The sequence below is a fragment of the Bradyrhizobium diazoefficiens genome (genome assembly GCF_016616235.1).
GTDB classification, from domain to species: domain Bacteria; phylum Pseudomonadota; class Alphaproteobacteria; order Rhizobiales; family Xanthobacteraceae; genus Bradyrhizobium; species Bradyrhizobium diazoefficiens_H.
Genome location: NZ_CP067100.1, coordinates 5,822,427 through 5,843,693, shown reverse-complemented (window position 1 = coordinate 5,843,693; position 21,267 = coordinate 5,822,427). Strand labels below are relative to the sequence as shown.

The 21,267-nt window shown below is 65.5% G+C and carries 24 protein-coding genes; 10 read left to right on the top strand and 14 right to left on the bottom strand.

All coding sequences use genetic code 11. The features are described 5' to 3' along the window. The first annotated feature begins 22 nt into the window (after positions 1-22). From JJB99_RS27745 to JJB99_RS27725, 5 genes are all read left to right on the top strand, one after another. The gene (locus tag JJB99_RS27745) at positions 23-1,210 is read left to right on the top strand and encodes a CaiB/BaiF CoA transferase family protein (protein WP_200495435.1); all 1,188 of its coding nucleotides are present in this window, start codon (positions 23-25) and stop codon (positions 1,208-1,210) included. 146 nt (positions 1,211-1,356) lie between these two features. Next, a complete protein-coding gene (locus JJB99_RS27740) occupies positions 1,357-1,524 on the top strand; it encodes a DUF2934 domain-containing protein (RefSeq protein WP_200495434.1) in 168 nt (55 codons plus the stop codon). A 224-nt stretch (positions 1,525-1,748) separates the two neighbouring features. After that, positions 1,749-2,051, top strand: coding sequence for a hypothetical protein (locus JJB99_RS27735; protein ID WP_200495433.1), 303 nt, complete (start codon positions 1,749-1,751; stop codon positions 2,049-2,051). 78 nt (positions 2,052-2,129) lie between these two features. Continuing rightward, positions 2,130-2,537: a VOC family protein gene (locus JJB99_RS27730; RefSeq protein ID WP_200495432.1), complete on the top strand. Its 408-nt coding sequence runs from the start codon at positions 2,130-2,132 to the stop codon at positions 2,535-2,537. Next, the gene (locus JJB99_RS27725) at positions 2,534-3,142 is read left to right on the top strand and encodes a cysteine hydrolase family protein (protein WP_200495431.1); all 609 of its coding nucleotides are present in this window, start codon (positions 2,534-2,536) and stop codon (positions 3,140-3,142) included. The genes JJB99_RS27730 and JJB99_RS27725 overlap by 4 nt, the downstream gene beginning before the upstream one ends. Before the next feature lie 27 nt (positions 3,143-3,169). On the opposite strand, the gene JJB99_RS27720 is transcribed toward JJB99_RS27725, so the two are convergent. Beyond that, a complete protein-coding gene (locus JJB99_RS27720; protein ID WP_200495430.1) occupies positions 3,170-3,454 on the bottom strand; it encodes a hypothetical protein in 285 nt (94 codons plus the stop codon). Between the two features lie 201 nt (positions 3,455-3,655). Between JJB99_RS27720 and JJB99_RS27715 the strand changes: the two genes are divergently transcribed. Next, positions 3,656-3,859, top strand: a complete 204-nt coding sequence (locus tag JJB99_RS27715) for a hypothetical protein (RefSeq protein WP_200495429.1) — start codon at positions 3,656-3,658, stop codon at positions 3,857-3,859. Between the two features lie 8 nt (positions 3,860-3,867). Here the strand turns inward: JJB99_RS27715 and JJB99_RS27710 are convergent, their stop codons facing one another. Next, the gene (locus JJB99_RS27710) at positions 3,868-4,590 is read right to left on the bottom strand and encodes a DUF72 domain-containing protein (protein ID WP_200495428.1); all 723 of its coding nucleotides are present in this window, start codon (positions 4,588-4,590) and stop codon (positions 3,868-3,870) included. A gap of 134 nt (positions 4,591-4,724) precedes the next feature. Here JJB99_RS27710 and JJB99_RS27705 point away from each other — a divergent pair, with 134 nt between their 5' ends. Continuing rightward, positions 4,725-4,946 (top strand): hypothetical protein, encoded by a 222-nt coding sequence (locus JJB99_RS27705; protein WP_200495427.1) that lies wholly within the window; start codon positions 4,725-4,727, stop codon positions 4,944-4,946. Position 4,947: 1 nt separating this feature from the next. Here JJB99_RS27705 and JJB99_RS27700 read toward each other — a convergent pair whose 3' ends face one another. The 7 genes from JJB99_RS27700 to JJB99_RS27670 all read right to left on the bottom strand — a co-directional run bounded on the left by JJB99_RS27700 (position 4,948) and on the right by JJB99_RS27670 (position 13,650). Beyond that, positions 4,948-6,096: an amidohydrolase gene (locus JJB99_RS27700; RefSeq protein WP_200495426.1), complete on the bottom strand. Its 1,149-nt coding sequence runs from the start codon at positions 6,094-6,096 to the stop codon at positions 4,948-4,950. Between the two features lie 96 nt (positions 6,097-6,192). Beyond that, the gene (locus JJB99_RS27695; protein WP_200495425.1) at positions 6,193-7,281 is read right to left on the bottom strand and encodes a mandelate racemase/muconate lactonizing enzyme family protein; all 1,089 of its coding nucleotides are present in this window, start codon (positions 7,279-7,281) and stop codon (positions 6,193-6,195) included. A 146-nt stretch (positions 7,282-7,427) separates the two neighbouring features. Beyond that, a complete protein-coding gene (locus JJB99_RS27690) occupies positions 7,428-8,621 on the bottom strand; it encodes a M20/M25/M40 family metallo-hydrolase (protein WP_200495424.1) in 1,194 nt (397 codons plus the stop codon). Positions 8,622-8,653: 32 nt separating this feature from the next. Beyond that, positions 8,654-9,901 carry an MFS transporter gene (locus tag JJB99_RS27685; protein WP_200495423.1) on the bottom strand — a complete coding sequence of 416 codons (1,248 nt, stop codon included), beginning with the start codon at positions 9,899-9,901 and terminating at the stop codon, positions 8,654-8,656. Between the two features lie 126 nt (positions 9,902-10,027). Beyond that, positions 10,028-11,647: an inorganic phosphate transporter gene (locus JJB99_RS27680; protein ID WP_200495422.1), complete on the bottom strand. Its 1,620-nt coding sequence runs from the start codon at positions 11,645-11,647 to the stop codon at positions 10,028-10,030. A 60-nt stretch (positions 11,648-11,707) separates the two neighbouring features. Beyond that, on the bottom strand, positions 11,708-12,118 hold the full coding sequence (locus tag JJB99_RS27675) for an avidin/streptavidin family protein (protein ID WP_200495421.1): 411 nt from the start codon (positions 12,116-12,118) through the stop codon (positions 11,708-11,710). Positions 12,119-12,144: 26 nt separating this feature from the next. Beyond that, positions 12,145-13,650, bottom strand: coding sequence for a CYTH and CHAD domain-containing protein (locus JJB99_RS27670; protein WP_200495420.1), 1,506 nt, complete (start codon positions 13,648-13,650; stop codon positions 12,145-12,147). Between the two features lie 181 nt (positions 13,651-13,831). Between JJB99_RS27670 and JJB99_RS27665 the strand changes: the two genes are divergently transcribed. Together JJB99_RS27665 and JJB99_RS27660 are read left to right on the top strand one after the other, a co-directional pair. Then, complete coding sequence (locus JJB99_RS27665) at positions 13,832-13,969, top strand: hypothetical protein (RefSeq protein ID WP_200495419.1); 138 nt, start codon at positions 13,832-13,834, stop codon at positions 13,967-13,969. Next, positions 13,966-14,166, top strand: a complete 201-nt coding sequence (locus JJB99_RS27660) for a hypothetical protein (RefSeq protein ID WP_200500461.1) — start codon at positions 13,966-13,968, stop codon at positions 14,164-14,166. Before JJB99_RS27665 ends, JJB99_RS27660 begins: the two co-directional genes overlap by 4 nt. A 267-nt stretch (positions 14,167-14,433) precedes the next feature. Here JJB99_RS27660 and JJB99_RS36685 read toward each other — a convergent pair whose 3' ends face one another. Both JJB99_RS36685 and JJB99_RS27655 read right to left on the bottom strand, forming a co-directional pair. Then, positions 14,434-14,670 (bottom strand): HGGxSTG domain-containing protein, encoded by a 237-nt coding sequence (locus tag JJB99_RS36685; RefSeq protein ID WP_283816045.1) that lies wholly within the window; start codon positions 14,668-14,670, stop codon positions 14,434-14,436. A 29-nt stretch (positions 14,671-14,699) separates the two neighbouring features. After that, positions 14,700-15,368 carry a hypothetical protein gene (locus JJB99_RS27655; RefSeq protein WP_246775006.1) on the bottom strand — a complete coding sequence of 223 codons (669 nt, stop codon included), beginning with the start codon at positions 15,366-15,368 and terminating at the stop codon, positions 14,700-14,702. Between the two features lie 405 nt (positions 15,369-15,773). Here JJB99_RS27655 and JJB99_RS27650 point away from each other — a divergent pair, with 405 nt between their 5' ends. Continuing rightward, positions 15,774-16,757 (top strand): Bug family tripartite tricarboxylate transporter substrate binding protein, encoded by a 984-nt coding sequence (locus tag JJB99_RS27650; RefSeq protein WP_200495418.1) that lies wholly within the window; start codon positions 15,774-15,776, stop codon positions 16,755-16,757. Positions 16,758-16,829: 72 nt separating this feature from the next. Here JJB99_RS27650 and JJB99_RS27645 read toward each other — a convergent pair whose 3' ends face one another. The 3 genes from JJB99_RS27645 to JJB99_RS27635 all read right to left on the bottom strand — a co-directional run bounded on the left by JJB99_RS27645 (position 16,830) and on the right by JJB99_RS27635 (position 21,250). Continuing rightward, on the bottom strand, positions 16,830-17,600 hold the full coding sequence (locus tag JJB99_RS27645; RefSeq protein ID WP_200495417.1) for an outer membrane protein: 771 nt from the start codon (positions 17,598-17,600) through the stop codon (positions 16,830-16,832). Between the two features lie 237 nt (positions 17,601-17,837). Continuing rightward, positions 17,838-20,378: a branched-chain amino acid ABC transporter ATP-binding protein/permease gene (locus tag JJB99_RS27640; RefSeq protein ID WP_200495416.1), complete on the bottom strand. Its 2,541-nt coding sequence runs from the start codon at positions 20,376-20,378 to the stop codon at positions 17,838-17,840. After that, entirely contained in the window at positions 20,375-21,250 is an 876-nt protein-coding gene (locus tag JJB99_RS27635; RefSeq protein ID WP_200495415.1) for a branched-chain amino acid ABC transporter permease, read from the bottom strand. Before JJB99_RS27635 ends, JJB99_RS27640 begins: the two co-directional genes overlap by 4 nt. Positions 21,251-21,267 lie beyond the last annotated feature (17 nt).

The following is a 21,267-nucleotide window of genomic DNA, read 5'->3' as shown; positions in this document are numbered from 1 at the left end:
CACCGGATAAGGGAAAAGATCGATGAGGGGAGTTCTGGAGGGCGTGCGCGTGCTCGATTTCGGGCGCTATATCGCAGGCCCCTATTGCGCGACATTGCTGGCAGAATTCGGCGCCGAGGTCATCCGCGTGGAGAAGCGCGACGGCAGCGAGGACCGCTTCGTGGCGCCGGTCGGCGAGAACGGCGAAGGCGCGCTGTTTCTTCAGGTCAACCGCAACAAGAAGTGCATCACGCTCGACCCGATGAAGCCTGAGGGACAGGAGGTGATGCGCCGCCTGATCGCCACCGCGGACGTCGTTGTCGCCAATCTGCCGCCGCAGACCCTGCGCGCGATGAAGCTCGATTACGAGCAGCTCAAGGTGATCAAGCCCGACATCATCCTGACCACGGCGACCGCATTCGGCGGGCCGGGGCCGTGGTCCGACCGGGTCGGCTTCGACGGCGTCGGACAGGTCATGTCGGGCGCGGTGTACATGACCGGCGCGGGCGATCCGCCGTACCGGGCCGCAGTGAACTGGGTCGATTTCGGCACCGCATTGCATTGTGCGTTCGGCACGCTGGCCGCGCTGATCGAGCGCGGCAAATCCGGACGCGGGCAGGTCGTCGAGGGCGCGCTGCTCGCAACTGCGTTGTCCTTCGCCAATGCCACGCTGATCGAGCAGGCCGTCATCAACGTCAACCGCGTGCCGACGGGCAATCTCGGTCAGACCGCCGCTCCCGCCGACATCTACCGCACCAAGGACGGCTGGGTGCTGTGCCAGGTCACCGGCCAGCCGCTGTTCAAGCGCTGGGCGAGGCTGATGGGCGAGGAGGAGCTTTGGCTGAACGATCCGCGCTTTGCCGACGACATCAGCCGCGGCAACAACGGTCCCGTCATCAGCGAACGGATGGCGCGCTGGTGCGCGATGCGCACCACGCAAGAGGCCGTCGACGCATTGGGCGAGGCGATGATTCCGACCGGGCCGGTGCTGAGCCCGCAACAGGCGCTGGATCATCCGCACATCCGCGCCGCCGGTTTCCTGCAAGAGGTGAATTATCCGGGCTTGCCGAAGAGTGCGCCGGTCGCCCGCGCCGCCGTCCGCCTGTCGGAAACGCCGGGCGAAATCGCCAGCCGCCCGCCGACGCTCGGCGAGCATACCGAGAGCGTGCTGGCGGAACTCGGCTACGACGCGGCTGCGATTGCGGCGCTTCGGCAGGGCGGCATCATCTAACGGATGCACGCTTGGCGTTGACGTCCTTGCGCAAGGCCACGGTGTTGGAACGCGCGGGATCGTCCGCCGTTCCCTATTGTCGAACCGGACAGGATCCACGCACCAAGGCGAACTGAGCTGGACGGCAAATCTTGGCGAGAGAACTCATGGCAAAGCCGACCGAGGATAGCATCCGGACCCGTGCACATCAGCTCTGGGAATTGGCAGGCAAGCCGGAAGGACAGCAGGAGAAGTTCTGGCATGAAGCGGAGCGGGAGCTTTCGGCCGATCCGGCCGACAACGCCGAAGAATCCTCCGATCGGTTCACGGAATAGGTGCGGGGCAGCACTGCTGCCTTGCATTGATCTGCATCAGCGCGCCCGGCCAGGCTTGCAAGTTTCGCCAGCTTTGGGAACGTCCGCCGCCCTGCGCAATTAGACGAAAAACCTTCGCGAGAGGCGACAAACGTCACTCCCGCGGAATGGTCGCGATGAGGGAGCGCAAATGGCGGAAGCCGGCTCCGCCTGGGATGAGCCGGCACTGCAGCAAGGAGATTGTCATGCTTACGAGATCAATGCTGATCGGCGCCATGCTGGCGGTCAGCTCCACCATCGCCTTGGCCGGTCCCTGCAACACGGCCAACCGCGATGCCGGCTCAGGACCGGTCACGACCGGCAAAGCGACCGATACGACCGGCGTTGCGTCGTCAGATGCCAAGGAGCACCCGCCGACCGCAACCATGAACAAGGCAACCGAGGGCACGGCGACCTCCTCGCAGGACGCTCAGCGTCAGATGCAGGGACAGCCGACCGCAGCCGAGCAGTCGAAGACGGCAGCGGGGACCAGCGACAAGGATTGCTGAGGCGTCCGTACTCAAGCCAGCGCGAGATGCCGATCCCCGCGGCGTCTCGCGCCCCGCCCGGCCCGGAGCATTGAGCCCATGATCCATCACGTATCGGTCGGAACGAACGACGTGCATAAGGCGCGCGCGTTTTACGATCCATTGATGGCGTTGATCGGCTTTCGGGTTCTCAAGTCCTCCGATCGCTCCGTCCATTACGGCGCATCTGACATCGTCTTCAGCCTGGAAACGCCGGTGGACGGTGAGCCCGCGAGCGCCGGAAACGGCGTGCATATCGCCTTCCAGGCGCCGGACCGGGAGACCGTGAGGCGCTTCCACAGCGTGGCCATTGCCAACGGCGGGCGTGATGAGGGGCCGGCAGGAATCCGCGAACAGTACAACGCCAATTACTACGGCGCCTTCGTGCGCGATCCCGACGGCAACAAGATCGAAGCCGTGACCTACACGGCGCGGGAGAGTTTCGGTCTGCGGACGGAAGACCGATGAACGACGCCAGGTTGCCCGAAAGCCCGATCGTACGCGCCGTTCACCTCTGCACCGACATGCAGAACATCTTCGCACCCGGCGGTCTCTGGGAAACGCCATGGATGGAAAAAGTGCTGCCGACGATCGCCTCGATCGTCTCGCGTCATCCGGCGAGAACGATCTTCACGCGCTTCATCACGCCGGAGAATCCGGAAGACCGTCCCGGCCAGTGGCAGGCCTATTTTGAACGCTGGCACCAGGCAACCCGCAGCCGACTCGCGCCAGCCGCTCTCGATCTCGTGCCGGCACTGGCGCGCTATGTTCCTCCGGCCCGCATCGTCGACAAGCCGGCCTATTCCGCATTCAGCAATCCGGATCTGGCGCGCCTGCTGATCGAGAAGCACATCGGCACGGTGGTGTTGACGGGCGCCGAGACCGACGTCTGCGTGCTCTCGACGGCGTTGAGTGCCGTCGACCTCGGCTTTCGGGTTGTCATCGTCGAGGACGCGCTGTGCAGCTCGTCCGATGTCGGCCATGACGCGCTCATGACGATGTACCGCACCCGCTTTCACGGCCAGGTGGATCTTGTGACCGCGGAAGAGCTCGCAGAGTTCTGGCGGGAATAGGAAGCGGTGCCGCTCGGCGCGTTGGGATCAACGCCGCTTCGCAGCTTTCGTTCGCCGGTTGTAAGGCGAGCGGTTGACGGGCCGCAGCGAAATCCCTTCGCGCTGCGCCTTGCTGCGGATCGCCGCGACCGGACGCTGAAGCTTGATGCTCATGACGCCCGTCGGCGTATTGCCCTTCGCAAGCTGCTTCAGCTTGCTCACATCCGCAGGCGTCCACGGCTGACGCGAGCGGCGCTTGTAGGCGGGATTTGCCTTGCGTGGGCCTTTGCGGCCGATCGGTGATCCCGGCCGCTTCCATGCTGCTTTCGCCATTGATGATCCTCCTTCAAGTCCTTCCTGAACCTGCGAATCACCATTTCGGTTCCGGCGTAGCGCCATGCGAGGGCCGATCCGCGGGAACCGCGCTTCGCGCCTCGGGTTGGTCGGATGACCACAATCTGTCGAGGAGGAGAGTTCGTCGAGCCGGTGCCGGCCTCGGGAATCACAACTCCGAAATGATTGAAAGGACAGCAAATGCTGGAAGAGAAACTCAAGGAAGCCATCGTCGGCGAGCTTCAGCGCCAGGCCGCCAACCGGCCGCAATCGCTGAAAGTCCAATCGCTGAAAGTCCAATCGCTGAAAGTCGAAGGCTCCGCCGAAGAGCTGGTCGTCAACGGAAAGATCGATCTCGCCGAGCTTGCCATGGTGATTGCAGGGTCGGTCGCCGGGGGGCCGTAGCTTCCGCTTCAAAGCAGGGCCTTGAGCTTCAGCGCATCGGCCGGTGCCGCGCTCTTCTGGTCGTTGTCGAAATAGACATAGACGTCGCAGCCCTGCCGCTTCCAGGACTTGATGCGGCGGGTCCATTGCGTCAGCGCGGGCTTGGCATAGTGCCCGTGATAGCGCCCGCCCGGCCCGTGGCCGCGCACATAGACGAAGTCCGCCGTGCGCGTCCATGGTGCCGGTGCATCGTGATGGTCCGACAGGCACAGTGAGATGTTTTCGTCCGACAGCATTCGGAGAATGCGCGGCTGATACCAGCTCGGATGACGGAACTCGAAGCTGTAGCGGCGCTTGCGCGACAGCAGCTTGAAGAAGGAGGCGAGGCGGTCGGGATTGGCCTCGAATTGCGGCGGCAATTGAAACAGGATCGGGCCGATCTTGCCGCGCAGCAGTGAGATGCGATCCTCCAGCAGTTCGAGGCTATTGACGGAGCGGTCGGACAGGCGCTTCCAGTGTGTGATGAATTTGGACGCCTTCCAGGCGAAGACGAAATCGCGGCCGGTCTGCTCGCGCCACCCTTTCACTGCGTCGGGCGTCGGCGTGCGATAGAACACGCCGTTCAGCTCGGTCGTGTCGAACTGGCTGGCGTAATAGCCGAGCTGCTGCTTCAGCGGCAGGCCATCGGGGAAGAACGGGCCGCGCCAGGAGGCGTAGTGCCAGCCGGAGGTTCCGATCAGAACGCGCGCCATTCACCTGACATCCCTTAATACCCGTGCCATCGCCGAGGAGGCTTGCCAATGGTGGAAGCCGCGTCTGCCGAAGGGGAACGTCGGTGCGGTCGATACGTTGCTCGTGAGCTTGGTCAACGGGAGGACCGGAACCGATGTACGCGCTGTTCGAAGGCAACAAGCAGATCGGCAGTCCATTTCCTTCCGAGAAGGAGGTGTGGGAAGCCGCCTTGATCGAAGGACTGGTGACCGACGTTCCCGTCGCGGACGAGGAAGGCGGCCGGATTCTGCCCCAGGGATATCATGTTGCGCGGGTGGAGCAGGCCGAGGTCTGCGAGCCGCGGCCGGAGTGGAAGCTGCCCCGCGAGATCTCGTGAGCTAGTTCGACGCCAGCGCCGATTTAGCGACCTCGGCCATCCAGGTCGATGCCACCGGGAGGATCGCGTCGTTGAAATCGTAGCGCGGGCCGTGCAGCTCGGCGCCGTCGCGCAATTCGCCGTTGCCGATCCAGACAAAGGCGCCCGGCCGCTTTTGCAGGTAGAAGGCGAAATCCTCGCCGGCCATGCTGGGGGCGAGGTCGCGGCGCACGGGCGCCTGCGCCTTCTCCGCGGCGAAGCGGGCGAGGCCGGCTTCCGCCGGCGTGTTGATGACGACGCCGACACCCATGACGATCTCGGGCGTCACCTTGACGCCGAAGCTCGTCGCAATGCCGCCGCAGATCTCGTCGATCCGCGCCAGGATGATGTCCTTCACCGCATCGCGATGATAGCGCAGCGTGCCGCCGATCGCGACGCGTCCTGCGATCTGGTTGCGCGCCGTGCCGCCTTCGAGCGTGCACAGCGAGAGCACGGCGGTGTCGAGCGGATCGACACTGCGCGACACGACGGATTGCAACGCCACGATCAGATGGCCGGCCGCCATGACGGGATCGCGGGTGAGATGCGGCATGCCGGCGTGCCCGGCATGGCCCTCGATGGTGATGGTGATGCGCCCGCCCGAGGCCATGACGACGCCGTCATGGACCGCGATGGTGCCGGCCTCCAAACCCGGCCAGTTGTGGAAGCCGAACACGCGCTGCATCGGAAAGCGCTCGAACAGCCCGGCTGCGACCATTGTGCGGGAGCCGCCAAAGCCTTCCTCGGCCGGCTGGAAGATGAAGTCCACCGTGCCGCTCCAGTCGGTGTCGGCGGCGAGCAGCGCCGCGGCACCGAGCAGCGAGGCGGTGTGCCCGTCATGGCCGCAGGCATGCATCACGCCGGGATGTGTCGAGGCATAGGCAAGGCCGGTCTCTTCGGTGATCGGCAGCGCATCCATGTCGGCGCGCAAGCCGACGCGCCCATGAGCGGACCCTCGCGCGAGGGTCGCGACGATGCCGTGGCCGCCGATTCCCGCCTCGAAGGGAATGCCGAGCTCGGCGAGTTTGTCCTGCACGAAGGCCGCAGTCGCCTTCTCCTGAAGGGACAATTCGGGGTGCGCATGCAGATGCCGGCGCCACTGGGTGAGTTTCTGGTGCAGCTCGGGTGTCAAGGCGGGGAGACTCTCGGATGGTGGCGGCTGCTGCCACCATAGCCGATTATTCGCCTGCTGCACCCAGGCCCTCGGAATGCCTCGCGTGCAGCAAAGCTACGGCGCCAGTTTCGCCAGTCCCTGCCAGTCGAAGCTGATGCCATGACCCGGACGGTCCGGCGCCAGCGCCTTGCCGTCCTCCAGCACCAGCGGATGCTCGATGTAGGTGTCCAGCCCAAAACCGTGCGCCTCCAGATACGACCGGTTCGGACAGGCCGCGAGCAGGTGCACGGTGACGTCATGCGCGCCGTGGCTGGTGACGGGCAGGTTGAACGCTTCCGCCAGCCGCGCGATCTTCATGAAGCTCGAGACGCCGCCGCAATTGGTGACGTCGGGCTCGGGATAGGACACCGCGCCCGCGACGATGTAGTTCTTGAACTCCCACAGCGAGCGCAGATTCTCGCCGGCCGCGATCGGCACGCCGCCGGCCTGCATGATGCGCGCATGTCCGGCGATATCGTCGGGAATGATCGGCTCCTCGAGCCAGGTGAGATCATAGGGCACGAAGGCCCGAGCGGCGCGGATCGCGTCCTCGACGGTCCACTTCATGTTGGCGTCCGCCATCAGCGGAAAGCCGTCGCCGAGATGCTGTCGCATCGCGGCCACGCGTGCGACGTCGGATTTGAGATCGGGCCGCCCGACCTTCATCTTGATGGCGCGAAAGCCCTTGGCGAGATTGCCGTCGGTCTGCGCGAGCAGCGCCTCGAGCGAGAGATCGAGGTCGATGCCGCCGGCATAGCACGGCACCCGCGCATCGAAACCGCCGAGCAACTGATACAGCGGCAGCTTGGCGCGCCGCGCCTTCAAATCCCACAGCGCGATGTCGAGCGCGGACAATGCCAGCACCGCCGGCCCGCCGCGGCCGCCATAGTGCAGGCCCCACCAGACGTGATGCCAGAGTGCTTCCGTGTCGTCCGCCTCGCGTCCCTCGACCAGCGGCGGAATCTCGCGCTTCAGGATATCGGCGACCGCGCCGCCATTGCGCCCGACCGTGTAGGTGTAGCCGACCCCTTCGGCGCCGTCGGCATCGCGGATGCGGCAGGTGATCAGCTCGAAGGCCGACATGTCGCCATGGGTGGAGTCGGACAGCGTGACGGGCAGGGGAATCCGGTAGAAACCGGTCTCGATATCTGCGACGCGCGGCATGTGGCCTCCATATTTTTCTTTTCTTCGTAATTCGTAGGGTGGGCAAAGCGAAAGCGTGCCCACCAACTCTTGCTGTGCTCGTCGAGAGACCAATGGTGGGCACGGCGCTGCGCGCCTTTGCCCACGCTACGGATTACGAGCTTGCCTCACCGCATGGTCGCGAGCTGCACCGCCAGCGCGCACGCCCTGTCGTATTCGTCGAGATTGATCCACTCGTCGATCGTGTGCGCCTCGTTCTGCCCGGCACCGAAGGTCACGGTGGGAACGCCGTGGCGCACCATCCAGTTGGCGTCGAGGCCGCCATTGGCGGCGCGGACGTTCGGCGTGCCGCCCACGGCAGAGACCGCCTCGATCGCGCGTTTGACCACGGGCAGGCTCTCCTTCATGCGGAACGGATAATAGTCGGTCTCGGCCTTGAACTTGATCTTGCCGGACTTGCCTTGCGCATTCGTCACCTTCTTGGCGGCCTTCTCGAACGCGGCCTTGTAGGCCTTGGTGATCTCCTTGAAGAATTTTCCGTCATGGCTGCGGCTCTCGCCGCGCACATGGACGTAGTCGGTGACGACGTTGGTGGCATCGCCCGCGGGGCGGCCGTCGCCGCCGGTGACCGGGCCGACATTGCTGGTGCCCTGCTTCTTGCCCTTCACCACCTTGCCGAACCAGCCGCCCGCCTTCACGTCCGCCAGGGCGAGCGCCATGATCATGGTCGAGGAGATGCCGCGCTCGGGCGCGACGCCGGCATGCGAGGCGCGGCCGAAGATCTCGACGGTCCAGCGGTCGGCGCCGACCGCGCCGATCACGACGTTGGAGGCCGGGCCGCCGTCATAGTTGAAGGCCATCACCGGCTTGCCGAGCTCCTCCAGCTTGACATGACGCGCGCCATAGAGCCCGCTCTCCTCGCGCACGCAGAACAGCAGCGTGATCGGCGGATGATCGAGCTTCTGCTTTGCGAGCTCGGCGGCCAGCGTCACCAGCACGCCGCAGCCGCAGCGATTGTCGCCGCCGAGCGCGGTCCTGGCCTCGTTGACGATCTTGCGGCCGGATTTCTTGGGCCTCGCGCCGGCGCAGAGCGGCACGGTGTCCATATGGGTCATGAACATGATGCGCGGCTGGTTTTGCAGCGCGCCGCGGCCGGGCAGGTCGACGATGAGGTTGCCGGTCTCGGTCGGCACGGGAATCCGGGTGTTGGCGTCGTCGAGCCGGATCGCTTTCCCCGGCACACCGCTCTCCTTCAGCGCGGCGGTGAGCTCACGCCCGATCGCCGCCTCCTGTCCGGTCACGCCCTCCACGGCGAGGAAGCGCATGAGGCGGTCGGTGGCGGCTTCGGTGTCGACGGGCATGATGATTCCTTTGGCGGGCAGGGCGCGCCATCTTATGGGCTCGGTGAGGTGTAAGCCAAGAAGATCAGCACGCCGAATGCCAGCATGGCAGCCATGAACAGCAGCACCGCCGGCAGCCCGGCCAGCGCCGCCACCGCACCGGTGACCGACTGCATCAGCGCCGCGCCGAGGAAGAAGGCGAGGTTCACGGCCGCGAGCGCCTTGCCTGCGGTTTGCGCATCGACGAGTTGCCTGGACATGCCGAACAGCAGCGGCTGCGCCGACGTCGCAAGGCCGATGACCACGAACAGCACCAGATCGTATTGCGGCGGCATCACCGGCAGGCCCAGCAGTGCGGAGACCGCGTAATGCGGCGCGCCGAGCGCCATCAGCACCAGCAGCAATGCGCCGACCATATGCGAGCCGGCCACCAGCGCGCGGCGGCGGCCGAGGCTGCGGTCGATCATGCCGATGCACAGCGGCCCCGCGATCATCGCCAGCGTGAACGCGCCGAGCTGGTTGCCGGCCTCGATCCGGGACAATCCCTTGACCTGCATCAGCCACGGCCCGCCCCACAGGCCGCGCAGCACCAGCGAGGTCGCCAGCGACACCAGCGCCAGCGCAATCAGCCCGCGCAGCGGCCGCGAGAAGCCGAGCCTGAGCACCTCGATCATCTGCGACAGCGGCGAGGATTGGTCCTTGTGCTCGGCCGGCTGGCCCGGCACCAGCATGAACACGGCGAGCGCCACCGCGATGCCGCCGACGCCTGCGATCCAGAATCCGGCGCGCCAGCCGTAATGGTCGACCACGAAGGCCAGCGGGCTCGACGACAGCAGCATGCCGATATTGCCGATCGAGAGGATCGCGCCCGACCACAGGCCGAAGCGGGCCGCCGACAATTGCTTGGCCGCCAGCGTCATCGGGCACATCAGCATGCCCGAGGTGGCGATGCCGAGCAGCACCTGTCCGAAAGCAAAGCTCGAAGGCCCGGTTGCAAAGCCCGAGGCGATGGCGCCGATCACGGTCCAGGCCAGCAGGCTGAGCGACACCGGCCGCACGCCGAACCGGTCCATCGCCGCACCGACCGGAATCTGCGCCGCGGCAAACGCGAAGGGATAGACCGAGGTGAGGCTCGCCAGCGCCTGCGGCTCGATTTGGAAATCCGCCGCCATCAAATCGAGGCTGACCGCCGGGATGGTGCGCAGCAAGGTCGAGAGCATGTGCCCGCAGGCGAGCGCGAGCAGCGCAAAGATCAGCGCGCGGGTGCCATCTCCCGCTTGATCCGTGGCAACCGCAGTCATCAGCGTCCCGTCCCGGCAAGGGTTTTCAAGGGTTTTGGCCGGGTTACACGATTGCGGGAAGAGTGCCAATGGCGGCAGCGGCAGCCCCCTCATTCCGGATTGCCGCCCGTCGGCGCGATCCGCGCGTCAGATGATCGCGCGGAAAAGCAGATACAGGCATCCCGAGATCAGCATCGCGGCCGGCAGGGTGAGGATCCACGCCAGCACGATATTGCGGATCGTTCCGGTTTGCAGGCCCGAGCCGTTGGCCGCCATGGTGCCGGCAACACCGCTCGACAGGATGTGCGTGGTGGAAACAGGCATGCCGTAGAACTCGGCGCCCAAAATTGTTCCGGCCGCGACCAGCTCGGCCGAGGCGCCTTGCGCGTAGGTCAGATGCTGCTTGCCGATACGCTCGCCGACGGTGATGACGATGCGGCGCCAGCCGACCATGGTGCCGAGGCCGAGCGCGATCGCAACCGAGACCTTGACCCAGTTCGGGATGAAGCGCGTGCCATGTTCGAGGCTGGTGCGATAGTCTTTCAGGATCGCGGTGTCGGCCGGCTCGAATTTCGCGCCGGCTTCGGGCAGCAGACGGATCGCGTCGGCGGCCAGATACATGTCGTTGCGCATGTTCGGCGTCGCCGCAGCCGGGATGCGGCTGATCGAGCCATAGTTCTTCACCCCGTTCGCGACCTCGTCCGACAGTGCAGCCAGGGCCGCGAACACCTCCGGACGGTTGAGATTGCGGGTCTTGAGCGCGTCGCCGATCAGGCCGCGCGCGTCGCCGGCGTTGCCCTGCTGGGCGCCTTGCGCATGCGCGGAGAAAACGGATTTGGCCTTGCCGGTGACCTCGACGAATCCCGGCGTGCTCGCTTCAGGCATGGTGCGGTTCAGCGCATAGGCGGTCGGTGCCACGCCGATCAGGATCAGCATGATCAGCCCCATGCCCTTCTGGCCGTCATTGCCGCCATGCGCAAAGGACACGCCGGTGCAGGTGAGGATCAGGATGCCGCGGATCCACCACGGCGTCTTGCCCCTCGGCTCCTCGTAGAGCTTGCGCACGGGAACGATGACCTTGAGCAAGAGCAGCAGCAGGGCGGACAGCGCGAAGCCGACGACAGGGCTGAACAGTAGCGCCTTGCCGACGCTGATCGCCTGCGACCAGTCGACGCCGGATGTTGCCTGTCCGGCGGGGGCAACGAGCTCGTTGGCAAGGCCGACGCCCATGATCGAGCCGATCAGGCAGTGCGAGGAGCTGTTGGGAATGCCGATCGACCATGTCGCCAGATTCCAGATGATCGCGGCGATCAGCAGGGCGAAGATCATGGCATAGCCGGCAGTGCTGCCGACCTGGAGGATCAGATCGACCGGCAGCAGCGTGATCACGCTGTAGGCCACCGCGCCGGTCGACACCAGCACGCCGAGGAAGTTGAACACGCCCGACCAGATCACCGCGGTGAGCGGCGGCAGGCTGTGGGTGTAGATGACGGTCGCCACCGCATTGGCGGTGTCGTGGAAGCCGTTCACGAATTCGAAGCCGAGCGCGATCATCAGGGCGATGCCCAGCAGAAGCAGCGCGCCGAGCGCCAGCGGCTCGCCGACGCTGCTGGTGTCGGTGAAGATGCCGTAGGCGGCATATCCGATCCCGCTGACGAGGAAGAGCAGGAAGACCGCAACCATGCTGACATGCGGTTTCCTGTGGAGGTCGGGCTTGGCGGCGGCTTGCGGGCTCAGGCGTGCATCGTTCAATGCGAGATCGGACATCGGAATGGCTCGTCAGGCGGATTGTTGGCAATGCATTGACGGGGGGACGGAGGCCGAACGCTACGTGCGCTCGAAAGTGTCGACGTTGGTTGTCACGGCGCGCCACCAGTTCAGCGGCTTGAGCTTGGCGGGATCGCCTTCATTTGCGGCACTCAGCGCCTGGTCGGCGACCACGAACCAGGCGGTCTCCATCTTCCCGTGACGCAACAATCCCGTGTAGGAAACGACACGGTCACCCGTCGCGGACGAGCCCACGGCGACAAAGCCGATGCAATTGCCTCGATGAAATCCGGTGACCTGCACCGTTTGTCCGTAGAAGCCGCTGTCCTCGAGCGCGGTCTCGAAAGTCCCCTCGATGCGGCCCTCGGCATCGCCGATGATGCGCAGGACGGAGCCGAACTGGTTTCGCCAACTGCCGACCCAAGAACTGCCGAAAGAACTGCCGACCCAAGAACTGCCGATCCATGACATGCTCGTTCTCCACGGTCGCTTGACGGTTACGTGGCCGGCGCGGCGCGCAGCCGATGCAATCGATGCAGCTCTTTCGCGGCGTCCTTCATCAGGCCCTGCGCCGCCTCGCGCTCCTGGCCGACGATGAACCCCGAGGCGAAAGCCTGGGCGCGGCGGTTCGCCGGCGGCGCCGCCAGCGCGGCCTCGGTTGCGAGCTCGCGATGCGCCATGAAATCGTTGAGCGATCCCAGCGCGGACTGAATCTGCTTCAGCCGGCCGGAGAGGCTTGCCAGCTGCTTGCGGTCGCGACCGCTGTAGAGGCTCTCGAAGAAGTCGATGGCGTAGCGAATCTTCTTGATCTTGATCCGCAGCTTGTGGCGCTGCCTCGGATCGAGATCGTCCAGATGCTTGCCCTGCTTGCGCGCCTTCCCGATCCGCCGGTCGAGCACCTCGGCGGCGTAGGCGGCAATCGTCCGGTCGTCGCCAGGGCGGGGCTGCCTGGTTTCGATCCACTCGATCACGTCGATCAAGAGGCGGCGGTAGCGAGCCGAATCGACGGCCTCGCGGGCGCGCGCGAAGGCTGCCCTTCGCTCCGCGGAAAACTTCTTGGCGATCGCGCGAGCGCCGCGTTTCGGGACGCCCTGATCCGCGATTGGCTGAATGCTTTCCTTGAGGAACACGTCGATCTCGCGCGCCGGCGCCAGCTCGCCCGTGAGCCATTTGAGCTCGGCCTTGATCCGCTCCGTGCTGGCGTGCGGCAGGATGTCGCCGAACAGCGAGATCGCGGCCCGCAAGCGCCGCAGGCCGACGCGCATCTGGTGGACGCCTTCCGAATCCATGTCCCGTACCGGATCGGCATTCGCCGTGATCTGGCGAAGCGTCGAATGCGCGATCGCCCGGAACGCATCCTGGGGCGAGAGGTCGGGCTTCAGCTCGATCGGCTCGGCATGCTGGGCCTTGTCGCCATCCCCCGCGACGAGCCGGTAGCCTCGCTCGGCTTTCGAGCGCAGATCGAGCTCGGCGCTTGTCTTGCGCTCGAGGCTGCGCGCGAGACGGAACAGATCGCCGACTTGCCCGGACTTCAATTCCAGCTCGAGCTCGGCAACGGGTCGCGAGCGCCGCCCGGCACCGATGCGGCCGCGATCGACGGCAAGCTCGATCTGGCTCTGCCGTACCCGCCTTGCTTCGGTGGTGCGATGCACCTCGGTCTGAAATACCGGCCGCAGCTTGCGCGGAAGCTTTTTGGATGCAAGGTCCGCAAGCGGCGTGTTCTTGACCTTCTTGAAATCGGGTTTTGCACCTTCGACCTCATGTTCCCACTCGCCGCGGGTGACTGTTCCCGAGCCGCCAGCCTTCACGGTCTGCACATAGCTCCCGTCGACCTTGCGGACGCGGAGCGTGAGGCCATGCCGCCTCAGCTTCTGCTTCTTGGTGTCGTAGTAGGTCGACACGAGCTCTTGCCGGTTGCCTTGTCCGTTCGCGGCACTGCTGCGCAAGACGGACGACAGTTTTCGCGGGGCAAGGCGGAATTTGAGTTCCGTTTCGGCGTTCATGGGGCGTGCTTCCGTTGCCAATTCAAAGTTGCGCAAGGCGAGAAGTTCCGGGTGCGGCGGGCATTTCGAATGAAGATGATCGCGAACGATCATCACGTCCGCTGTCATAGAAAATTCACGGAACTTCGCGTGATAACGGCTGATTGACAGGCGTCATTGCGTCAATCGGAGAGGGCGCCCCGTGAGCACAAAGAATATCATCGCGATCGTGGTCATCGTCCTTGTTCTCGCCGGCGGTGCCACTGCGCTGTATCGTCTGGACACTGGCGAGGGAACACGTACCAGCCGCGATGTCTCGGCGAGGACGGCGTCGGATTGAGCGGACCGCGCGAGAGAGACCATGAGCAAGCCTGTCATTCATCCAGACGATTTTCCGGTCGAAACCAGCAAGACGACGTCAAGACGCAAAAGGGAAAGCCGCTGGCGCACGCGAAAAACGAACCTATGGCCGAGGAAATCGCCGACCGTCTGAACGAGCAGGCCTACCGCGAGGAGCACGAGAAGTGGTCGCCATGACCGGGCAGTCGCATACGGCATGTTGATGGCCTGAGCGCGCGCCTCGTCCTTCGAGACGACCGCGTCCAGCGGTCTCCTCGGGATGAGGCTAAGCGGCACCTTTGCTTGCTGAAACTCCTGCCGCGTACTCCGTCCTCATCCAGAGGGCCCGCCAAAGGCGGGCGCCTCGAAGGATGGCCGCAGGGAAGCTGCTTCCATCTGCGATAGCGCTGGCCACGACCGCGGATTGAGCTGCACGCATCCGCCCGTGATCCGCCGCGGCCGGCATCAGGGGATGTCCCGAAGCAGTCTGGACGCCTGGTCCAGTAGCGCCCTGACGTCGTCCCGCTCCGCGATCGCGGCGCGGGTGAAAAAACCGTGCTTCCATGCATTCCGGTTGCCGAAAGGCGCGCGGGACGCCGGTACGCCGCCATGCATGCGGCAACGCGATCTGCCGCGGATCGCCGGCGCACAGCAGGCGCTGCCCTGGCGGGTCCTGGCACCGCAGCGGCGGCTTGCGCGCATCGGGCCGGTATTGCGGACGTGGTTGCTGCTCATGCGATGACGCCGCGCGCTGCGCCGGGCATGTCGTCACTGCGACCGCACGCGTGCTGCGCCGTCATCCGGTCATTCGCAGATCCGTCCTTCGTGCCGGCCTCTGCGATGGTCATATTGGCGTGCTGCGTGACGTTGCCGACGATCGCCTTGCCGCCATCCTGCACCGACAGGTTTTGCACCGTGATCGCGCGCTCATCGTTGCCGCGATGGCGGCCGAGCGCTTCGATCTGGGCTGCAAAGGTGCGTGTCAGCCGGGTCAAGGCGCGCGTGATGCTCTCCTGTTGCTGAAGATCGTCGGTGCAGGCGAGGCGGCAGGCGGAACGCATCGCCGCCATGTGGACGCACACCATCTGCGAGACCAGCATGGCCTCGATGGAATCTTTCGGCGCGATGCTCCTGATCATCGAGACCATGAAGGCGAGATTGGCCTCGTCCGGCTTGTGCCCGATCGCGCTCGCCTTCACCAGCTGCTTGAGAATGCCGTGCAGCGCGTCGCGGTCGACGGCGCCGAGCGCGTCCGCCAGCAGTCTTTCGCCGGCTTGCGGATCGGGATGCTTGATCGCAATGCGTCGCTTGTAGAGCCTGACGCGCGGGCTCGCGATGACGCCGCTGCGATCGTTTGCCGCAACCGGCGAGGTGGTGGGGAGGTCCGGTGCTGTCGTCATGTGTTGTGTCCTTTGCTGGCGCAGGCGCGCGCGAGCGACCGTTCGCTGGCGCGCGCGGATGCGAATTTTGGGATGTCGATGAAGGGTTTATGCGCAACCAGGTCATGGCCGCCCTGGCGGGGCCGGCGCGGACGCTGACGATTGTTGCGATGATGCCATTGTGCCGGTGTTTTGCCCGACGTGTCAAATGCTGCTGCGAGATGCGTAAGTCCGTGGTCTCACGGCTGCCTGCTACTGTGCATGGGGTTGTTTTCGCATTTTTGTTGACAGGCGGCGCCCGCGTGCCGCGCGGCGGAATGCCCGCGCGCAAACGCGATTGCGAAATCGGGCGCGACTGCTCATCATGACCGTGCGTCGTACCAACAAACATGCACAAGCGGCGCGTGAGCTTGGGGGAGAGAACGAATGCAACGAACGGCCCGCCTGCTGACGCTCATCGCCGGTCTATGCGCCTGCGCGCTGTCGACCGCGGCGGTGGCGCAAAAATATCCAGCGCATCCGGCCAAGATCATGGTCGGCTTCAGCGCGGGCGGCCCGGTCGACGTGGTCGCGCGTATCGTCGCCGACCACCTGGGTCGCAAGCTCGGACAGCCCTTCGTGGTCGAGAACCGCGCCGGTGCCAACGGCATGATCGCCGCCGAAGTCGTCGCGCGTGCGGATGCGGACGGCTACACGATCCTTGCCTGCAACTCGTCCACCATCACGCTCAACAAGACGCTGTTCAAGGAGGCCCGCTACGACCCGGTCAATGACTTCGCGCCGCTCACCACCGTGGTCTCGGCGCCGCTGGTGCTGGTGGTCAATCCCGAGAATCCCAAGACCGCTGACATCAAGACCGTCGCCGATCTCGTTGCCGCGGCAAAGGCCGTGCCCGGCGCACTCGCTTACGGCTCAGGCGGCAACGGCAACCTGGCCCATCTCGCCATGGAGCTGCTGAGCCAGAAGGCCGGCATCAAGCTGATCCATGTGCCCTATCGCGGCGGCGCGGCCTCCGAGGTCGGCATCCTCGCGCAGGAAGTGCTCGCCGTGTTCGATCCGCTCTCCGCGGTGCCGCTGGTGAAGGCCGGCAAGCTGCGCGCGCTTGCGGTGTCCTCGGCCGAGCGGCTGCCGTCGCTGCCTGACGTGCCGACCGTCGCGGAAGCCGGCTATCCCGGTTTCGACATCTCGTTCTGGGTTGGCTTCTTCATGCCGAAGGCTGTGCCCGCGCCGATCCTGGAGACGCTATACCGGGAGATCGTCACTGCTGCCAGCGATCCGGCGGTCGCGGAGAAGCTCGGTTCGCAAGGCGTCGTCAGCGTGCTGAGCCCGGCCGAGTATGCGGCCAAGATCGCGAAGGAGACGAAAGAGCTCGCCGAGGTCGTCGCGGCCGCGAACATCAAGGCGGAGTGAGGCCGCACGAGTCAATCACCGCAACAACGGCGCGCCCCATGCGACGCGCCGTCGTTCGGTCCAACGCGTCGATCAGTATCGGGCAACGAGCGGGGCGAGGCGGGTATTGAAGCGCCAGTTCACGCCGAGCATGACGGTTTGCATGTTCTGCCGGACGCTGACCGGGAACATGGGAGTGCCGGCGCATGCGGGGTTACCGGAGCAGTTCAGGGTGTAGCCGTTCGTTCCAAAGTCGAAATAATTGTACTCGGCCGTCAACGATAGATTGGGTAACAGCGCATATTCGAAGCCGCCGCCGACGACGAATCCCGCCACGTCGCGCGAGCCCTTGAAATCGACCGTGAGGGCAGCGAAATCGGTCTGCGTCATCTGATGGTTGAACCGGGCGAAGGCCGCGCCGCCCTTAGCATAGAACAGCACGCGGTCGAAAGCGTAGCCAATGCGGCCGGTGGCGGTGGCGACGCGGTCGAGCTGGGTCGTCAGCAGGAAGCCGATCGCACCAGACGGAATCAGTGTCGCCGTGGTGTCCTTCATGTCGGCCCAGTCGAACCGGCCTTCGATGCCGACCACGAGCGAGCCGACCTGATAGTCGCAGCCCCCTTGCACGCCCGCGAGCCAGCCGCTGTTGTGATCGGCGTTGAATGTTTGCCCGACGATCGGCTGCTGCTCGTTCACTCCGCGTCCGCCGCCGCCGTTGGCGCCGACATAGCAACCGGTCCAGGAGAATGCCGCCGGTGCAGGCGCCGCCTTGTACGGCATCGGCACATCGGCCGCCATGGCCGAGGTCATGGCTGAAGCCAGTGCCGAAACTGCAATGGCTCCGAAAATGGTTCTTGTGGTCATGAGAGAATTTTCCTTCAACGAACGACAGAAGTATCCGTCGCGGCTCATGCGAACCGGGATCGCGCGCTCGCCAGCGACCGCATCAGGTGAGTAGTTCACCCGACTGCTGATTCACATTATCCGGCGGGCCACGCTCCGGCTGTAGCCAGCAGGCCACAGCAGAGATAACCACCACTGCCGGTTGCGACGTGCGATTGAGCCTGGCGCGACCGCAAAAAAGAGAACGACCGCCGGCCGTCACAGCCACAAAATCTGCTTCCGGTACCCGAGATCGTTCAGCAGCGGCGCCGCTGGTCCTTGGTGGAAGGCGGCGCCGCGCTCGAGCGCGAAGACGCGGTCGGCGAGCGCGAGCACGAGGTCGAGATTGTGCTCGACGATCACGATCGACATGTGGCGGCGGAGCTGGTCGAACACTTTGAACAGCTCCAGCGTCACCGCCGGTGCAAGCCCCTCGAACGGCTCGTCGAGCAGCAGCAGGCGGACATTGCCGGACATGGCGCGGGCGACGGCGACCATCTGCTGCTCGCCGCCGGAGAGATAGTCGGCCGCGATGTTCATCCGCTCCTTCAGGCGCGGGAAGTAGTGCAGGATCTGCTCCTCGTCCCAGACCACGCCGTCGCTGCCGTCGGTCTTGCGCGCAAGACGGCCGAGCGCGAGGTTTTCGCGCACGGTCATGCCGGCAAACAGCCCGCGCCCTTGCGGCACATAGCCGACGCCGCGCCGTGCGATGTCGGGCGCGGGGAGGCGCGCGATGTCGGCGCCGCGATAGTCGATGCTGCCGGAAGCCGCCGGCACGAGGCCGGCGATGGTCTTGAGCAGCGTCGACTTGCCGGCGCCGTTGCGGCCGAGCAGCGCGACGATCTCGCCTTCGCGGACATCGAGCGCGGCGTCGTTGATGATGTGGCTCTTGCCGTAGAAGGTGTTGACGCGCTCAAGGCGCAGCACGGTGTCGCGTTGGCCGGCTTCTTCGACGCTGCGCCGGTGCTCGACCGCGGGAATGCCCTTGCCGGTATAGATCTCCTGCACGCGCAGGTCGGCCCGCACTGCCGCGGGACAGTCCGACATCAGCACCTCACCCTGGTTCATCACGGTGACGACCTGCGAGAAGCCGAGCACGCGGTCGATGTCGTGCTCGACGATCAGCACAGGAATGTTTGCTGCGATGTTCTTGACGAGGTTGGAGACGCGCTCGCGCTCGGCCGCCGCAAGGCCGGCGAGCGGCTCGTCGAGCAGCAGCACCTGCGGCTTACTGCCAAGCGCGATGCCGAGATCGACCAGCCGCTGCCCGCCATAGGAGAGCTCGCCGCCCTCGATCTCCTCGATGCCTTCGAGGCCCAGGAACTTGACGAGCGCAGCGGTCTCGGCGTGAATGTCTTCGTAGGCGTCGATGTCGCTCCAGATGTTGAAGCGCATCGAGCGGCACGCCTGCAGCGACAGGCGCAAATTCTCGTAGATCGTCAGCCCGCGAAACAGGTTGGTGATCTGGAACGAGCGCGCCAGCCCCTGGTGGCAGATCAGATTCGCCGGCACGCCGGCGATGTCGCGGCCCTGCAGACGGATCGTGCCCCGGTCGGGGGCATAGAGGCCGGACACCAGATTGAACAGCGTGGTCTTGCCGGCGCCGTTCGGTCCGATCAGCGCGTGGATCTCGCCGGCGGAGACGGTGATGCTGGCATTCTCGACCGCGCGGATGCCGCCGAACTTTCGCGAGACGCCGCTGACTTCGAGCACTGTGCCCTGCAGCGGTTCGGGGCGCAGGAAGTCGGGCAGCGGCAGGCCGTCATAGATCTTGCGCCGACTCATCGCGGCGGATTCTTCGGCCGGAGGGCGAAGGCGCCGCATGATTAGCGCACCGATGCCGACGAGACCGCCGGGCGAGTACATCACGAAGACGACGAAGGTGAGGCCGAACCAGAACAGCCAATCCGACGTCCAGATCGAGAACAGCTCTCTGAACAGGATGAAGAACAGCGCACCGAGCGCCGGACCCAGCAGGCTGCGCATGCCGCCGATCACGACCATCGCCAGCAGCTCGCCAGCGAACGGCACCGAGACCGCTTCGGCCGAGACCAGATAGTTCAGGAACGCGATCAGCGCGCCCGCGAGCCCGGTGACGACAGCCGAGATCACGAACACTGCGAGCTTGTAGCGTTCGACCGGATAGCCCTGAAAGCTCGCGCGCAGCTGGTTCTCGCGGATCGCGACCAGCACATGGCCGAACGGCGAGCGCACGAGGCGCATCAGCACATAGAGCGTTGCGAGCCCAATCGCCGCGACCACGACGTAATAGTTGAGCGCGCTGTCGAAGCTGATCGGACCGATGCCGCCGCGCTTCAGCCCGCCGAGGCCGTCCTCGCCGCCGGTGAGGCTCGTCCAGCGGAAGGCGGTCGTGTAGACGAGCGCGGCGAGGGCCAGCGTGAGCAGAGAGAAGTAGACGCCGCGCCGGCGCAGGATCAGCATGCCTGTTACGGTCGACGCGATCGCGACCACGACCATCGCCCCGATCAATGGCAGCCAGATATCGCCCGGAAAGAGGCGGAGCTGGATCAGGCCAGCGGCGTAGGCGCCGATGCCGAACCAGGCGCTGTGGCCGAACGAGACGAGGCCGGTATAGCCGATGCAGAGATTGAGCCCCATGGTCGCGATCGCGAGCCCGACGATCCAGGTGCCGGTGTTCAAGGACAGGCCGACCGCCCTCAGGAGGAAGGGCAGCGCGATGACAGCGACAGCCGCGATCAGCAGCGGCTTTAGCCGCTCGATGGGAGAAGCGGTTCTCATTCGAACTTCTCGATGCGCTCGCCGAGCAGGCCGCGCGGGCGCACCAGCAGCACCAGGAACATCAGGATGTAGATCGAGGCCTCTCCGGCGGCAGGCTCGAAGTGAATGGCGATGCCGCGCACGACGCCGACGAGCAGTGCCGCCACGACGACGCCCCAGAAGCTGCCGAGGCCGCCGATCACCACGACGACGAAGGCCACCGTCATGATCTCCGCACCCATCGCCGGGTGCACCGTCGTGATCGGTGCGAAGAAGGCGCCCCCCAGCGCGGCGAGACCAACGCCGAGCATCACGATTGCGGTCATGTAGGGTTGCAGGCGAATGCCGAGCGCGGCGACCATATCCGGCCGCTGTATGCCGGCGCGCACCACGCGCCCGAACGAGGTCTTTTGCAGCAGCAACCAGACGCCGAGCAGGATCGCGGCGACCACGGCCAGGATCAAGAGGCGATAGCGCGAGAACAGGAAGTCGCCGACGATCACCGAGCCGCGAAAGCTCTGCGGGATCTCGGTCGAGACGGGGGCTGCGCCCCAGATCATGCGGATCGCCTGTTCGGCGACCATGGCAAGGCCGAACGTCACGAGCAGGCTCAGGATCGGGTCAGCCGAGTAGAAGCGGCGCAGGATGAAGCGTTCGAACAGGATGCCGAGCAGGGCGACCGCGAATGGCGAGATCACCACGGAAGCGCCGAAGCCGAGACGCTTCGTCAGCTCGACGCAGACATAGGCACCTAACGCGTAGAAGGCGCCATGGGCGAGATTGACGATGCCGCCGACGGAGAAGATCAGCGACAGCCCGAGCGCAATGAGCAGGTAATAGCCTCCGAGCACGAGGCCATTCACCACCTGTTCCAGCAAGAACTCGAACTGCATGTTGCGTCCATGCCGCG